This is a genomic window from Pseudoflavonifractor phocaeensis, from assembly GCF_021531815.1.
Lineage (GTDB): Bacteria > Bacillota > Clostridia > Oscillospirales > Oscillospiraceae > Lawsonibacter > Lawsonibacter phocaeensis_A.
This window is the reverse complement of the sequence record NZ_JADYUM010000010.1, coordinates 71,182-87,333: the sequence shown is the minus strand read 5'-3', so window position 1 is coordinate 87,333 and position 16,152 is coordinate 71,182. Positions and strand designations below refer to the sequence as shown.

Sequence of the window (16,152 nt, the reverse complement as noted above, 5' to 3'; positions counted from 1 at the left end):
CTACTGTATACCTTCCACAAGGGGGAAGGTCAAGTCTTTTTTGAAAAAACAGAAAAAATAACACATTCCCGGAGACTGTACAAAAAAAGCGGCGCTTGCGCCGCCGCTTTTTTCCGGTTCTCCCGTGTCTGTCCCTGCTTCAGTTACCGCAGGATGGTCAGCACTCCGGAGATGCCCACAAAAATATAGATGATCTTTTTCAGCACATCCGTGTTCAGCCGCTCCAGGATCCGCAGGCCGCCCAGCTTGCCCAGGGTGATGGCTACCATGCCCAGCATGGTCATGGGGACCATGTCCAGGGTGTAGATACCCATGTGGAGCCGCATCAGCAGATTGACCACGGAGGTGGAGGAAAACACAAACTGGCTGCACCCCACATACTCCTCTTTTCCCTCGGTGGCCGCCAGGAAATAGATCGCCATCAACGGTCCCCCGATCCCAAACAGGCCGCTGCAGATCCCGGAGACCAGGGCGCAGACCGACGCGCTCACCGGCGTGGCCTTGACGCTCACACGCTTGGAGAAGGCGGTGAAGTAGACGGACAGGCACACCAGGAAAATGCCGAAGGCCAGTTCCAGTATGTCCAGATTCAGGCCCCCCACCATGCGGATGGTGGTCACGCTGGCCACCGTGTACACCAGCGCGGGGAGCAAAACCAGATTCCACCGGATATACCGGCGGAACCGGAAGGCCAGCGAGCTGTTCAGCGCCAGGGCAATGGCGGAGGAGAGGGCCGGCGCGGTGATCAGGCCGAAGAAATGGGGCAGCACCAGCATCATAACAATGCCCGCGCCGAAACCGGTGACCGCCTGGACCGCTCCGCCCAGCACCGCGATCAGAAATACTGCAATGAACATCATCTGTATCTTCTCTCCTTCTGTTTATCCCTCGATCCGGCACACCGTCAGCAGGTCTCCGTCCACCCGGAACCCCACCTCCAGACCGCCGAAGGACATGCCATAGACCCGCGCCGGGTCGTCCTGATACTGGGGCCGGGGGTCCTGGGCCAGCACCCCCAGCAGCGCCGCCCGTTTCTGTTCCGGCACCCGGGCCAGCAGTTCCTCCGGGCAGGCCACTTTTAAGCTGGCCTCCTTGGGCTGGGCGGCGAATCCGCCCAGGGCCTGGGGCTTACAGTCGGCGTAGGGCAGGTAGGGCTTGATGTCATAGATGGGGGTCCCGTCCATCAGGTCCGCCCCCGCCACCCGGATCACCGGGCCCTCCGGGGTATGGAGGTCCACCCCCAACAGCCGCACGCAGCTCAGGCCGATAGGATTGGGCCGGAAGGGGGAGCGGGTGGCGAACACCCCCAGGCGCCGGTTGCCCCCTAACCGGGGCGGACGCACCGTGGGGGACCAGCTCTCCCGCTTCGCCTGGGAAAACTCCCAAATGAGCCACAGGTGGGAAAATCCCTCCAGCCCACGCAGGGCGTCAGGGTTCCGGTATTCCGGTTCAAAGACCACCGCCGCCTCCAGCTCCTCCACCAGACCGCTCTGCCGTGGGATGCCGAACTTGGTGGAAAAGTCGCTGCGGATGCGGGCGATAATATTCACTTGGGCCGTCTGGGTCATGGCGTTTCCTCCCGGGCTGCAGGCGTCCGGCGCCGTCATGCCGGGCGTCTTATGTGACCTTTTATCCTTCGTAATACATTATACATAGGGCGGCAAGCAATTGCAACTGCCATTCCGGCCCTGCCGCGATCATATTCCGCCCTTTTGCCGTCATTTCGTGATAAAAGGGGCGGCTCCTGCCGCCCCTTGACCTTATTGTACCGCCGCCTTCAGCACCTTGGAGGCCACGGTCCCGGCCACCTCCGCGCCGCTTCCGCCGTTCTCCACCAGGACCACAAAGGCGTAGGGGTGTTCCTCGTCCCGGAGGAAGCCGGCGAACCAGGCGTGAGGCTTCTGGTCCGCCCCCACCTGTGCCGTTCCGGACTTGGCCCCCAGGTCCATGTCTGGGAACCGTTTAGTGCCATAGGCGGCGGAGACGTTGTTCACCATCATGTCCGCGATCTTGTCCGCCGTCTCCCGGTTCAGCAGCCGCCCGGTGGAGCGGGTGAATTGGGGGAGATCCGGCAGGCCGGGCCGGTCCACCTTCTGGATGAGGCAGGGGACCGCGGCCTTGCCGCCGTTGGCGATGGCCCCCATGTACACCATCAGGGAACAGGGGTTGACGCTGTCGTGGTACTGGCCCACTCCGGCCCAGGCCAGGTCGTTGTCCGCCACCCCCTTCAAGTCAAAAGAGCCCTTGGCGGTGGAAATGCCGCTGACGGAATAGGAATCGGTCAGCCCCGCCTTCTCCACGTACCGGTTCAGGGTATCGCCCCCCAGCTCCGCCGCCAGCTGGCCGAAAACCACGTTGCAGGAATTGGCCAGGGCCTCCGAGATGGTCTGCTCCCCGTGGGCGGCGGTACAGGTCACCATGCCGCCGCCGATCTGGGCCGAGCCCTCACAGGTCCAGGTCCGCTCCTCCAGGTCCGGGAGCTGCTCCAGGGCGGCGGCCAGGGTCACTGTTTTGAACACAGACCCCGGGGGGAAGGTGGAGGAGAGGAAGCGGTTAAGGTAGGCTCCTTCGTACTTTTCATTGGTCTCCAGGTCTTGGGGGATGCTCCGGGGGTCGTAGGAGGGGGCGGAGACCAGGCATAAAACCTCCCCTGTCTTGTAGTTGTATACCGCCACTGTGCCCTTTTTCCCGTTCAATGCCTCATAGGCCGTCTCATTCAGGCCTGCGTCAATGGTCAGATACAGGTCGCTGCCCTTCTCCGCGCCGTAGGCCCCGCCCAGCAGGGTATAGCCCGTCAGCTCCTGGGCGAAGGCACTGAGCGCCCCGGTGCTGATGTTGCCGTAGGGGTCCCCCACCACGTGGAGGGTGGCTTTCCGCCGGGTCTTGCCGTTGGTGTAGACCCGCTTGCCGTCCTGCACCGTGGACAGCATGTCTCCGTTCCGGTCCAGCACCGTGCCGCTGATGAGGGCGCCCTCGCTGTTGTACAGGTGCCGGTTGAAAGGGGAGGAGGCCCAGTGGCTCCCGTCCGCCGCGAACCGGAACAGGAACAGAGCCAACCCAGCCGCCAGAAAACCGGCCAGCACCAGGCACAGGGCCGCCCGTTTTTCAATCTTCTTCATGGCCGGAGGCCTCCTTTTTTCCGTTCTTCACCCTTCGGATGGCGAAGCTGGCCCCCTCCCGGGTGTCGGTAGCTTTCAAAAAGGCCAGCAGCCCCCAGGAGGCCATCATGGCCGAGCCGCCGTTGGACAGGAAGGGGAAGGTCACCCCGGTGAGGGGCAGCAGGTCCATGGCCCCGAACACATTCAGCCCCGTCTGGACCACCAGCAGGGAGCCGGCGGCGCAGGCCGCGATGGTGGGGAAGGCCGAGCGGCCCACCCGGCAGGACCGGGCGGCAAAAACCGCCAGGGTGAGGATAGACAGCACCGCCAGTACCGCGATGAGCAGCCCCCACTCCTCACAGAGCATCCCGAACACCAGGTCGGTGTCCGCCGCGGGGAGCTTGTAAAGCCATCCCCGCCCGGCGCCAACGCCCACCAGGCCCCCGGAGGCGGCGGCGGACATGGCCCGGGTCTGCTGGTAGCCGGTGGTGGAGGCCGCCTCCCAGGCGTGCCCCCAGGAGGCAAACCGCCGCAGGATGTAGGGCTTGAAATGCAGCACCAGCACCCCGGCAAACAGGGCCCCGCCGCAGACAAGGGACAGGGTGGCGAAGTCTCCGGAGCGCAGGTAGGCGATTACCAGGAAGGTGGCAAAAAAGATGCAGGCCGTCCCAAAGTCGCTCATCAGGGCCAGACACAACAGACAGGCTCCGGTCATGACCATGAACAGCCCCAGATTCCGCTTCTGGAATAGCCGCTCCAATCCGGCGGCCCCGGCGAAGATATAACATATCTTGGCCACCTCCGAGGGCTGGAAGGAGAAGGGCCCCAGAATGATCCAGTTGGCCGCGCCGAACTTGGTCCGGCCAATGACCAGCGTGACCGACAACAGTCCCAGGGCCAGGGCCGCCATGAGCCAGCGCATCTTCTGGATCCGGGCGGTGTCCCGCATCCAGACCCCCAGCGCCACCATCAGGACCAGTCCCAGCACCACGGCTGCCAGCTGCTTCACCATGGCTCCCGGCGCCGAGGAACCGGTGACAGCCAGGGAGAGGGTGGACAGGAAAAAGGCGATGGTCTCCATCTCAAAGCCTTTGACCCCTGCCCCCCGCAGGATCAAACAGTACAGCCACATCACCAGGGACAGGGCCAGAAACACCAGGGGGCACAGCACGTTGGGTTTCTCCCGGCTCAAAGTCAGCTGGACCGCGGCCAGAACCTGAAACAGCGTGAGCCACAGCAGGGAAGGCCACATGGAAAGGGGCCGCTCCCCACGCCGCCGGGCGGCCAGCTCCTCCTCTTCCTCCCGGGACAGGGGGAGGAACAGCAGCTCCACCCCGCCCACGGACAGGGAATCCCCCATCCGGATGGGGATGGGCTCCGTCACCGGACGCCCGTTGACCAGCGTGCCCCCTTTGGACCCCAGGTCGGTGACCTTCCACAGGCCCCGGTCATCCCGCAGCAGAGCGGCATGCTGCCGGGAGACGGTGGGCAGGTCCAGCCGCACGTCCGCCGAGGGGGAACGCCCTAAAATATTTTCCCAGTGGAGGATGGGGATGGACCCGCCTCCAGGCAGCGCCAGCTGGCCCCAGCACTCGGCGGCGTGGGGCACCCGGAGCAATCCCCGGATGGCCCGTGTCAAGATCAGCAGAGCCAGCACCGGAAAGAGGAACCGGACCAGGGCGGTATACCACTCCGCCGCCTGGGAGTGGCGCCCCAAAAGCTCCAGCAGGCGGTCCATCCCCTCCTGGGCCGGAGCGAGTATCTGATCCATAAAGTTTCCTCCTTTCAAGGGATCCCGGGGGCCTTCTTGCTTGTCACTCTCTTTGCTTAAGTCCCATTTCAGCTTTGTTGACTATATCACATCAACCTCTGAAAATCTATGGACATATTGAAAACAAATCCCCGCTTTTCCTTCCAAAAGCCCGGATTTCCCACAAAAAACACCCCCGCGGCTTGGCCGCGAGGGTGTTTCGCCTTTTCTGCTTTGGGTCTGACTTATCCCTCTGCCCGCTGACAGCGCACCGTGACCCTGGCCTGGCCGTCGTAGTTGCAGGTAAACAGAGTCAGGTCGTAGCCGCTGTGGGTCATACCTTCGACATCGGTGGCCTCGGTGGTGCAGACCTCCCGTACCTCGTAGAAATACTGTCTTCCCTCCAGGTCGGTGAACACCACGCTGTCCCCCTGGGACAGCCGGGTCATTCCGCCGAAGTGTTTCCGGTAGTTGTGGGCGGCGATCACCAGCTCTTGGTTCAGGCTGCCGGAGTAACGGCAGGGGGAACGCTTCAGCTTGGCCATGGACCAGTCGCTCTGAACGGGCAGCACCCGGTCCAGCTTCGGAATGGTCAGGACCCCCATGTAGTAGGCCCCGTCCAGCTCCGCCGCCTTGACCACTTCGGTTTCCGCTTCCCCGCCGGGTTCCTGGGGCTCCTGGTACACTGGGACCTTCCGCACCTCCACCTCCCGGCTCTGGATCTCCTGGGCCAGCGTCACTGCCGCCGATTCGCTCACCTGCCCGGCCCGGTAGTCATCCCACTGGTTATAGGCCAGCAGGCCCCCGGCACACAGCAGCAGGACCAGCCCCAGCGCCATCAGCACCTTGCCCGGGGCAATGCCGTGTTTCTTCCGTTCTCCCATCTCAGTCTTTGCCGTCAGCCTTCCGGGCCTTCTGCTCCTTCATCCAGCCCAGACTGAACAGGAACAGGCCGGCGATCGCCAGCAGAGGGATGGGCCACTGCAGCATGCCCGTCTGGGGCAGGCCGGTGGTGGGCGTCTCAGGGTCGGGGACGTCAATGGGAACTTCCGGTTCCACGGGCTGCTCCGGCTCGATGGGAGGTTCCGGCTCAAGCGGCGGCTTGGGGTCTGGAATATCGATGGGCGGAATGGGGGGCACGCCGCCTCCACCGCCACCTCCGCCGCCGGAGGGGCGCGCCTCCAGCTTGGGGTCCACTTCCATGTTGTAGTCCCAATCGGCGCCGTTTTCACTGGTCATTGGAAGATACACCAGGAAAGAGGTAATGGTATAGTAGAAATAGCTTTCCGAAGTCTGGACCACCAAATAGACGCCCACAGGCAGGTCCTCAAAATGGGCCACGCCCTTCTCATCGGTCAGGGTGGTCCAGGCCAGTATCTGGGTCGCGGGGTCAAAGGTGACCACCGGGCCGGCCGGATTCTCCGGGTCTTTGGGCTGTCCGACCTTGGCTCCGTCCACGATCTGCTTCTTGTCCAGCTTGCTGAGCCTCTCCTGGAGCTTAAGGGCCGTTTTTGTGTTCTGAGCGGCGGTCAGGCCGTTCAATTCCACCTTCCCGCCTTCGGAGGATCCAGTGGACCAGAGGGGCAGCACCAGGTCGTAGTACAGGTTGCCGTCCTCGATCCGGCCTTGGCCCACCCGATAGACGGTGATCTGGATCCCGCTCAGCTGGGCGTTGGTGGCCTTGAGCACCACGTCGATGGAGCCCCTGTCGTGTTCCAGGTCCACCGACTGGCTGGCCGAGCTGCTGCCTGAGTTACCCTCCGCAGCCGCCGCTCCGGGGATCATTGCCGCCGTCATCGCCGCGATCAGCAGCAGGGCGGTCAGCAGGTTCCACTTCTTTTTCATAAGCCTCTTCCTTTCGGTCCCGATGGCGTATCGTTTTTTAAATGGCAAGCGCGTTCCGCGCGTACAATTCCAAGTTTCCCCGGCAGGGCGTCTGAATGCAGCCCTTGCGGCTCACTTTTTGCCTTTTCCGGGCTTTTTCCTGCCGCCCCGGGTCATCAAGAGCACCAGCAGCACCAGCAGCATGGGCGCCGCCACCACGGGGGTCACCAGCAGGGTGTCCACCTGGATCGCATCAGCGGTAACCCGGGCGGAGACAGTATCCGCCTCAATGTTGTCGATCCGGTGTCCTCTCACCAGCATCCGGTGGGTGTTGATGCCGTAGGGGGTGCAGGTGACCAGCGTGCAGTAGTCCTTGCCCTCCTCGATGGCCAAATCATCCAGTTCCTCCGGCAGAACGATACGGATCTGGTCCACCTCATAGGTAAGTACCTCGTTGAGCACAAAGAGGACGAAGGTGTCCCCCGGAGCCAGCTGGTCCAGATCGGTAAACAGCCGGGAGGAGGGCAGCCCCCGGTGTCCCGTGAGGACGGTATGGGTGCTCTCGCCGCCGATGGGTAGGGAGGACCCTGGCATGACCCCAGCTCCGGCCTGGAGCACCGACTCCTCGGTGCCCAGATACAGGGGCAGGTCTACCCGGATGGCCGGGATCTCAATGTAGCCGATGGCGGTATTATTCGCTCCCAGCATATGGTGGAAGGCCTCCAACTCCGCCTCGTCGGGGGCAAAGCGGGCGGAATCGTTCCGGATGGCTCGGTTGTAGGCCCGGGCCTCCTCCAGTTCGGCGTCAAACTGGGCCGGGTCGGTATTGGCCAGGGCCGCCACATACTCCGCGATGGCTCTGGACTGGTGCTTGGAGTTGACATAGTTGGCCAGGGTGGGGTAGAGCAGCACGGAGAGGCCTATGAAGAAGATCGAAACAAGTAAGATGGTGGAAAAATGCTTTTTCATCGGTCTCTCCCTGTTGCTCCGGGGGGACCGGGGGCGGAAGCCCCCGGTCCCGGGAGGTATTTCTCTGGTATGGCGGGGCCGAAGCCCCGGGGATATTACTGGTCGTCAGACATCTTCTTCTTGGTGATCAGCAGGATAGCAGCGCCGGCCATCAGCACGCCGCCCACCACGTAGAAGATGGTGGTGCCCATGCCGCCGGTGGAGGGCAGCTCAGCGCCGGACTTGTTCTCGACCTCGATTCGGGTAGCATATTCCTCTTCGTCGATCGCGCCATTCCCATTTGTATCCTTGGCATCCGCCGGATTCAGGTGGCCAGCCTCGTCGATCACGATGGTAACCGGAGAAGCCAGCTTGTTGTAGCCGTCGGGGGCCTCAGTCTCAACCAGGTAATAAGTATCGGCGTCCAGGCCGTGGATCGTGAACTGGCCGTCATCGGGGGATGTAAAGATCGTGGCAGAATTTACCGTTTCAGTCCACTCAGTCAGCGTGTAAACATCCTCGTCTGCGGCTTTAGGAGCTACGGCATAGTATGTCTTCTTGCCATCGCTTGTTTCCACTTCTTTGTACAGCTTGAACTCCGCATTAGCCAGGCCCATCTGAGTGGTTCCATCTTGATAGAACTTGAACACATTCACATCAAAGGTCTTGGTGGAAGTGGTGGTAGCAGGGGTCTGAGTCTGCTTATCGCCGTAGGTCAGCCAAGCGCTGTTTTTATATTCCTGTTTGGCAGTAATCTTCTTGGCACCGTCAAACTTGGCGGTATAGCTGACGACCACTTCGTCGTCTTTCTCCAGGCCGGCACAGAAAGCCTCACCAAAGACAACTTCAAAGTCGCAGTTGTCGGTCAAATCATTCGTCTTTACATCGTAATTATCCGTAGCAACTGCCACGCCGTTCAAAGTGATGCCGGTTACGCTGCCAAAGGTGAGTCCTTCATCCATCACATCGTGCAGGATATAGTCCTGAGCGCCGGGGTTGGTCGTGTCCTGAACGCTGTCATCTGTGTTGCCAGTGGTCTTGCCGCCGGGAATCGTGATGGTCACCTGATAATTGATGGTATCGATGATGTCGGCAGTATTGCTGGCGCCGTAGGTGCTGGTGGAATCTTCCTGAACTTTCTTTTCGGAAGTGGGCGCGCCGTTCTTCTCGTACACGGTCACTTCGTTATTGGTGGTGTCCAGAGCGCACAGGGTACCCATAGAGGAGTCGATCAGATAGTAGCCCAGGGGCAGATTCGTAAATACAATTTTCTCAACCTTATTGGTGACAAAATCATACATGGGAGACACGGGCCCCTCAACGGCACCGATGCGATTCTCCTTGGCGTAGGCAATGGCCAACGCCGCAAAGTCAGCAGCGTTTGCGCCGTCCTTCCAGGTCACATAGCCTTGGCCATCAATGACTACATAGCCGGTATCGACAGGATCAGTTTCATCCAAAACAATCGCATCCTGCTCAAAGAAACCTGCCCACGTGGTATTCACCTTGTAGGAAAAGGCCCCGGTGGTGTTGTTATAGCTCTCCAGGTCCAGGAGGCGATAGATGGCATAGTCTTCACCCAATACCGGGTTGTCGATGGTGATGGTACCAGTCTGATAGTTCACATCCGTACTGTTATTCGTGCCATTGTTGGCTTCGACCGCGAAGGCGGGGACCATGAGGGCCATAGCCATGATGAAGGCCAGGGCCAGGGAGAACAGCTTCTTTGTGTGTTTCATTTAGGATAACTCCTTTCAGTTTCAAATACAATGTGTAATCTTGACGGATTTGCCCGCGGGGGAAGGGGTCTGCGGATGCCTGGGTTCAGCCGGCGTCAGGTCCCTCCCTTCTGCGCCGCTGAAGCATCAGCAGCACGCCCGCACCGAGCATCATCGTCATGCCCAGGAGCGTGAAAATGTGGGTGCCCGCGCCGCCCGTGCTGGGCAGCGCCGCGCCGGTGGTATTGGTAAAGTAGATGTGTGCGATCTTTTCAGCCTCGGTCTCCGCGTTCACGGTGGCCTGCGCTGTCGCGCCGTGATGTACCGTCGCGTTCTGATCCGTCTCCGGATCGGTCAGCGACCAACTGGGTGCGTAGCCGTCATAATGGGTCTCGGTCACGTTCACTGTCACCCCAACGGGGAGCCCCTGAATGGTAACCGTGGCCCCTGCGGGAAGCTGGAGATCCGTGGCGACGCCGTTCCGGAAGGTAATTGTCTCCATCGGCGGATTGGCCATCGCGGTCCCGTCGGCATTCTGATAGGCCAGTTCGTAGGTGCCCTTCAGTCCCTTGGCGGAGAGGTCAAAGGTAAAGGTGCCCGTACCGCTGCCGCCGCCGTTCAGCTTCACCGTCTTGGTGAGGGCCAGGTCTCCCGTGTGGATGGTATTGCTCAGCCCCGCGTCAATGTTCACATCGGTAAAGTTGAATTCGCCGTACCAGAACATGGTCCAGGTCGACTGCGCACGGAAGTCAATGGTAACTCCACCATCCTCCAGCGGTGTAATGGTCACATCATTGGAGAATCCACCTATCGCCGAATCAGACAGCCAATAGAAATCGCTTTCCTTGAAATTGAAACGGTTGCCTCCCGAAGCGGCTTCGCCGATCTTGAAAATCCGTGCTTTTACTTCCTGTTTTTCTTCCGCTGTCATTTCGTTCTCATAGGGCATCCAGAGATAAGCATTACCGTCACCGGAGGAACCGCCCGTACTGGAGACCACAACATAACCAGTTCCAGACAGCGTAAAGACTGCGTTGCTCTTCTTCGGATACTTGATAACGGTGGCTACGGCCTCCCCGTAATTCCGGTCGATGGTCAGATCGCCGCCGGCATTCCAGGTGAAGCCCGTGCCGGACGTCAGGATGGGTTTGCACTCGGCGGTACAGATCCCGCCCGGAGAAACCGTTTTGCAGTCCGCGCTGCACAGCTTCTCTGCCAGGATTTCAAACTGGGTGAAGTACTTCACGCCGGACAGCGTGCCGGTAAAGGCGCTGCTGTCCTCATCCCAATCCAACCGCACGGTTCTCGGGCTGCCTACCAGCGTCTTCTCCGTGCTGCCGTAGGGAATGTAGTATTCCTGCAGGGTCAGGCAGATATGGTCCGGATTGACAGGCAGGTCCACCAAGACATTCCCGTCGGCGTCCTTGAACTTCTTGGTGATGGTCACGCTGCCTGTGCTACTCCAGAAGGTATTGGTGACCTCTACCGTAACTTCGCTAGCCACCTGGCTGATCACGCCAGCCGCCGCATCACTGTTAGCGCCCGCGCCGTCCACCTCATAGGTCGGGACAAAGCCCTTCGCCCCGCTGCCGGGAATCGCATTGCCGTCGGCGTCCGTCTCTATCACGTAGAACTCGGTACCGGCCAGAATGTTCAGCTTCGCCACCTGGCCCTCCTGTAGGGCGATCAGGCCGTCCGCGCCAACCGTTTTGGTCTCCGCCGACCCGGCCGCGCTGCTCTCGTACAGCTGGTAAGTGGTTCCGGTGGGAAGGGCCGAACCCTCCGCCCCAGTCTCGTCACCCAGCAGGACCTTGAAATAGTAGGTATCAGAACTGCCTTCCGCCGGCGTTCCCCTCACCGTCTTGGTCAGAGACAGCAGACTGATCTTGCTCCAGTCGATCTTGTTGGTGAAGTCCACATAAGCTGTACCATCTCTGGCATTGATGGTTTCGCTCTCATGGCCTTCAAAAGAGACGCCATCCAGCAAGATGTCTCCCGTTTTCACTGCCTGGGTCCCGCCGTTTCCGCTGACCGTGTAGATAACGTCGCCATATTGGGTCGAGTAGTCCTTCTCGATCACTTCCTGAACGTAATATTCGCCGCTGTTTTCACTGATGTCTGAGAATACAGCGTTTTCACCGGCCTTCACCTTGAACGTTCCATCTGCGGCAACCACTCCGTCCCGTCCGGTATCTACGCCGTTGGCATAAATATCATATGAGGTCCCCGGCTTGATAAAGAGGTCGCTCGCCGCGGTCGTATCCGTCGGTGCATCTTTTTTCAGGACGCGGAAGTTAAACTCGATGTTGTTCAAATAAGCCTGGACAGGCTCCGGCACCTCTCCGCCAACGTCATAAGATTCCAGATTCTTGCCCACATAGAGCGCGTTCTTCTGCAGGTTATACATGTTGAACTCGATCCGGCAGTTAGAACCGGAACCGCCGCGCTCCAAATAGAACATATTAAAGGTATGCTTGGAGAATTCCGTGCCGTCCCAGGTTTTCTCGGCGTCTGCAAAGAGCTGGGCCAAGGTCGTATCATCTTTGCCGTCCACTTGTACCGTGCCTGTCGTGAAATTGATGGAGCCATTCAGGTTGTCATGGATGCCGCCCATGTCCAAAACAAGCACGTCGTCAATGTACACCCAGACGTCATCATCACCGGCAAAATTGAACACCATGTCTTCGCCATCGACCTGGCAGTTCTTCGGCATCATGAATTCCGTTGACACAGTCATACCAAAGTGGAAGTTGGTCGTGCTTGCGTTCTGGGCGCCGTATTGATCCAAGGGAAGGAAGTTGGGGTCAGACGCCGCTTCACCGGGATTGGCTTTGTTATAAACATTGAAATTTTGATTGGTCCCAATCACGTCTTCACCGTCGGGGATCAGCGTCGCAAAGTTCTCCGCGCTGTCATAGCGGTAATAGCTTCCATCCTGGATAAACAGGTGGTTCAGTCCCAGGTACTTGTTGACCACTCCGCCGTCTGTCGTATCCGGCGAGAACAAATAGGACAGGCTTTCCTGATTGCCAACTTTTAACTGTGGATAGCCGTCGACCAATGTCGAACTGACAAGTTTCTGCTGCAGTCCTGTGGTCCCACTATAATATACGTTGTAGGATTGGGACGTATCTCGATAATAAATCGTGTACTTGCTCGCTGTAAACGACAGTGTATGCCCATAGTTAATGTTCTTCGTGGGGTCATCGTCTCTCGCGTCATAGTCAAACAGGTTAATCGTTGCAAATTTGGAGGTGTCCGCAGTTTGGATCAAGCTCGGGTTATTGGATTCGTACACCATATAGACATGCACTGTGCCGTCTTGATTGCTTTTATCCGGCCAGTTGAGCCATTCATTGGCATAGTAGTACCAATCTCCTATTCGCTGTTTACCATAATCGTAATCATCACTAGGCTGATTGGAGTTGAAGGAAACATCAGTAGCAATTATGCCGTCATAAGTATCCAGGTGGGCGGCTGAATAGTAATAACCACTAATCGGTTTCGCATAATCCTTCAGCGCAACAGAACCATTGCCGGAGACCGGCACATCTGTTTGTGTGATATTTTCAATCTCAGTTCCGTCTTCATACACATAGTGAATGATCGCTTTTTTGCCGTTCGAATCGACCCATGTCACAGTAAAGGTCGAGAAGCTGTCCACCGTGAACTCGGCGGTGACGTCTACCATTCCGTCGGACTGGTCATCGGGTTCCTCGTCCGCGGGTTCTCCTGCGTTAGGCTCCTCATTGGGTTCCTCCACCACAGGCTCCTCGGTGGCGGGCTCCTCGGGTTCCTCCACCACAGGCTCCTCAGCGGCGGGCTCCTTGGGCTCCTCCACCACGGGCACTTCGGGCGCAGGCTCCTTGGGTTCCTCCACCACGGGCACTTCGGGCGCAGGCTCCTTGGGCTCCTCCACCGGCTCCTTGATGGGTTCTTCCTTCACCGGTTCTTCCTTAATAATAGGTTCTTCCTTCACCGGGGGCTCTTTCACCGGCTCCTCTTTGATTGGCTTTTCCTTGATCTCTTCCTTCGGGGGCTTCTCCGGCTTGATGGGGGTCACGGCGATCTTGCCGGTCTCCTTGTTCTGATCGGCCACGGTCTCCATGACCATCTCCTTGCCCACAGGGATGAAGCCCAGAATGGTGCGTTCCTCCTCCTTATGGTGCTGGACCGCCAGAGAACTCTCGTCGGCAGTGTCGGGGAGCAGGGCCTTGGCCTCGATCTTCACATAGACCCGGCCCGCATTGGGATCAGGCTCCACCTCGGCGGTGGGGTCGGCGGCGCTGGGGTCCACAAAGCGGATGTCCAGAGCCACAAAGCCGTCATACTCCAGATCCTCTTCCTGCTCCAGGCCTTCCTCGGCCTCAGCGTACCCGTCGCTGCCCTCGGCCAGCTGCTGGGCAAAAAGGACCACCTCAGTCTTAAACGCGTCTTCAGGGGCGTAGGCCAGGATGGATAGACCGTCCTCGTTTTCAAACTCATAGGCGCGGTAGCCTTCGGGCAGTTCCTCCGGGAACTGCTCCTCCAGGACCTCGTCCTCCGTCCGGATGGAGCCGGAGGACCCGGAAGATCCGGTCTCCGCGTAGCAGTTGGAGGAGTGGGTGTGCTCCGTCTTCCCGCAGGTGAGCACCTCGGCGTAGCAGGCGTCGGTATGGACGTGGCCGACGGTACAGACCAGCACGTCCTCCAGTTCATAACAGTCTTCGGTGTGCTGGTGGCCCTCGGTCTCCTCCTGGCCGCAGATGTAGCCGTAGCAGCTGTCATCGTGGACATGGCCAGGGCCCTCCTGGGCGCCGCAGGTCAGTTCGGTGCGGGATACGAGGCAGCTCTCGTCGTGGGTGTGGCCGGGGCCCTCCTCCAGGCCGCAGGTCAGCTCGGCAGTCTCCTCATAGCAGCTGTCGTCATGCTGGTGGCCCTCGTACTCGTCCTGGTCGCAGATCAACTCGCCGTTCTCATCGTAACAGCTGTCATCGTGCCAGTGGCCTTCGCACTCGTCCTGACCGCACGCCAGTTCCCGATAGGTGGTGTAACAGGCGTCGGAGTGCTCATGGCCTTCACACTCCTCCTGACCGCAGCCGTACTCCTCCACGGTGATGTAACAGCTGCCATCGTGGGTGTGGGCCTCGTACTCGTCCTGGCCGCAGATCAGGCCCCAGCAGCTGTCATCGTGGGTGTGGGAGGGCGTCTCCTCCTGGCCGCAGACCAGCTTCTCCACCTGCTCATAGCAGGAGGCGTCGTGGACGTGGGCCTCCGCCTCCTCTGCGGACTGCTCCTCGATCCCACAGATCAGCTGCCTGGCGTAGCAGTCAGCGGTGTGGACATGTTCTTCCAGTCCGCAGACCGGCTCCGCCGCCAGGGTGGCCGCCGGCTGGGACAGGGTGTACATCGTGGTGATGGACACCAGGATCGCCAATGTGGTAAATGCCGCGTATGCTCTGCGCCTCTGCTTGCGCTGTTTCGTGAAACTCCGGATCATCTGCTTCACGCTCTGCATACGCCACACCTCCTTCCCCATATATGGTAAATTTTATATGTTACAAATTTGATGGATGACTACTCCACTGTGCCCAGGACATTCAGCGGCCAGACCCGGAATACCACCCGGCCCAGCACCTGTTCCTTGCTCACCGGGCCCACCGCCGTGGTCCGGCTGTCCAGAGACACCGCCCGGTCGTCTCCCATGACGAAGACCTTTCCGTCGGGGACCTGGTAGGGCAGTTCGATATTGCACTCGCCCAGGGCTTTTTCCTTGATGTAGGGCTCCTCCAGCAGGACGCCGTTGACATAGACGTCGCCCTCCTGGCTGATGTCCACCCAATCTCCTGCGGAGGCGATGACCCGCTTGATGAGGATCTTATTATTATAGTAGAAGGCCGTGATGTCTCCCGGCTCAAACTCACTGGTCTTGACCGCCACCACGAACTGGCCGTCCACCAGCGTGGGGGTCATGCTGGCGCCGGTGATCTGGAGGACCGGCATCCAGAGGGTGGCGATCAGGATGGCCACAGCGGCCACCACTGCCAGGGAATAGACCGTCCCCCGCAGGGCCCGCCCGTACCGCTTCCGGTATTTCAGCCGGGCGATCTCCTCCTCCATCTGCTCCAGGGTGGGGTATTCCAGCGGCGCTTTGTTCGCGCGTTTTCTTCCCGGCATCACTGCGCCTCCTCATCCGTGGGCGGGACCGTCCTGGCTTTTACATTCTCCAGATACTGGTCGGCCGCCTGCTGGGCCGCCTCAAAGATGCCGCTGAGCTTCAGCGCCGCCTCCGCCAGGGAGCCGCACTCCCGGATCTTCAGTTCCCGGTCCGCCAGCCGCGCCTCCTTCTCCGCCAACTCAGCGCGGAGGCTCTGGAGCTCCCGCTCCTGTTGCGCCAGCAGTTCCAGCAGTTCCAGCTTGCTCAGCTTCCTCAGGGGATTCTTTGCCGCCTGTCGGGTCCTTCCCATGGTCCATATCCTCCAAAAAATAAAAGAGCCTGACAGCCACACTGGCCGCCGGCCCCTCTCCGTCCCAGAAAAGAGTCCCGCACCACGGGCAGCACAGGCAGCTGAACCGGCATGGCGGAACTCCGCTTTAGCCTTCGGGCTTTGCGTCCCGCGCTTTCGCGCGGTTTGCTCTTTTCTGTTCGTATTTTTCGCCGCCAGCCCTCCTCGTCCCGTATTTTACGAAACGAAAGGCGGGTATCCGCCTGGTTTTCGGGGCGGCGCTCTTTAGTTGGGTGTATTATATCATGCACTGGTTACAAAATCGGTTACATTTTGTGTTTTCTTGTTCACAGTTTTTTAAAAATTATGTACAAAAACAATCTTAAATT

11 protein-coding genes and 1 riboswitch are annotated in these 16,152 nt (G+C 59.8%); all 11 genes read right to left on the bottom strand.

Going from position 1 to position 16,152, the window contains the following annotated elements; all coding sequences use genetic code 11:
* Positions 1 to 143: 143 nt before the first annotated feature.
* Positions 144 to 860, bottom strand: coding sequence for a sulfite exporter TauE/SafE family protein (locus tag I6E42_RS08050; RefSeq protein ID WP_235371401.1), 717 nt, complete (start codon positions 858 to 860; stop codon positions 144 to 146).
* Between the two features lie 21 nt (positions 861 to 881).
* A complete protein-coding gene (gene tsaA / locus I6E42_RS08045) occupies positions 882 to 1,568 on the bottom strand; it encodes a tRNA (N6-threonylcarbamoyladenosine(37)-N6)-methyltransferase TrmO (protein ID WP_235371400.1) in 687 nt (228 codons plus the stop codon).
* Between the two features lie 192 nt (positions 1,569 to 1,760).
* Positions 1,761 to 3,119, bottom strand: coding sequence for a penicillin-binding transpeptidase domain-containing protein (locus I6E42_RS08040; protein ID WP_235371399.1), 1,359 nt, complete (start codon positions 3,117 to 3,119; stop codon positions 1,761 to 1,763).
* The gene (locus I6E42_RS08035) at positions 3,106 to 4,869 is read right to left on the bottom strand and encodes an FtsW/RodA/SpoVE family cell cycle protein (protein WP_235371398.1); all 1,764 of its coding nucleotides are present in this window, start codon (positions 4,867 to 4,869) and stop codon (positions 3,106 to 3,108) included. The genes I6E42_RS08040 and I6E42_RS08035 overlap by 14 nt, the downstream gene beginning before the upstream one ends.
* 224 nt (positions 4,870 to 5,093) lie before the next feature.
* Positions 5,094 to 5,732: a sortase gene (locus tag I6E42_RS08030; RefSeq protein ID WP_235371397.1), complete on the bottom strand. Its 639-nt coding sequence runs from the start codon at positions 5,730 to 5,732 to the stop codon at positions 5,094 to 5,096.
* A 1-nt stretch (position 5,733) separates the two neighbouring features.
* Complete coding sequence (locus I6E42_RS08025) at positions 5,734 to 6,693, bottom strand: pilin N-terminal domain-containing protein (protein ID WP_235371396.1); 960 nt, start codon at positions 6,691 to 6,693, stop codon at positions 5,734 to 5,736.
* A 111-nt stretch (positions 6,694 to 6,804) separates the two neighbouring features.
* Complete coding sequence (locus I6E42_RS08020) at positions 6,805 to 7,641, bottom strand: class C sortase (RefSeq protein WP_235371395.1); 837 nt, start codon at positions 7,639 to 7,641, stop codon at positions 6,805 to 6,807.
* A gap of 95 nt (positions 7,642 to 7,736) precedes the next feature.
* Complete coding sequence (locus I6E42_RS08015; RefSeq protein ID WP_235371394.1) at positions 7,737 to 9,359, bottom strand: SpaH/EbpB family LPXTG-anchored major pilin; 1,623 nt, start codon at positions 9,357 to 9,359, stop codon at positions 7,737 to 7,739.
* Between the two features lie 85 nt (positions 9,360 to 9,444).
* Positions 9,445 to 14,835: a DUF7601 domain-containing protein gene (locus I6E42_RS08010; protein ID WP_235371393.1), complete on the bottom strand. Its 5,391-nt coding sequence runs from the start codon at positions 14,833 to 14,835 to the stop codon at positions 9,445 to 9,447.
* A gap of 59 nt (positions 14,836 to 14,894) precedes the next feature.
* Positions 14,895 to 15,494, bottom strand: coding sequence for a signal peptidase I (gene lepB / locus I6E42_RS08005; protein ID WP_235371392.1), 600 nt, complete (start codon positions 15,492 to 15,494; stop codon positions 14,895 to 14,897).
* Positions 15,494 to 15,784: a DNA repair protein gene (locus tag I6E42_RS08000; protein ID WP_235371391.1), complete on the bottom strand. Its 291-nt coding sequence runs from the start codon at positions 15,782 to 15,784 to the stop codon at positions 15,494 to 15,496. The genes lepB and I6E42_RS08000 overlap by 1 nt, the downstream gene beginning before the upstream one ends.
* 93 nt (positions 15,785 to 15,877) lie before the next feature.
* A riboswitch (cyclic di-GMP riboswitch) is annotated at positions 15,878 to 15,964 on the bottom strand.
* Positions 15,965 to 16,152 lie beyond the last annotated feature (188 nt).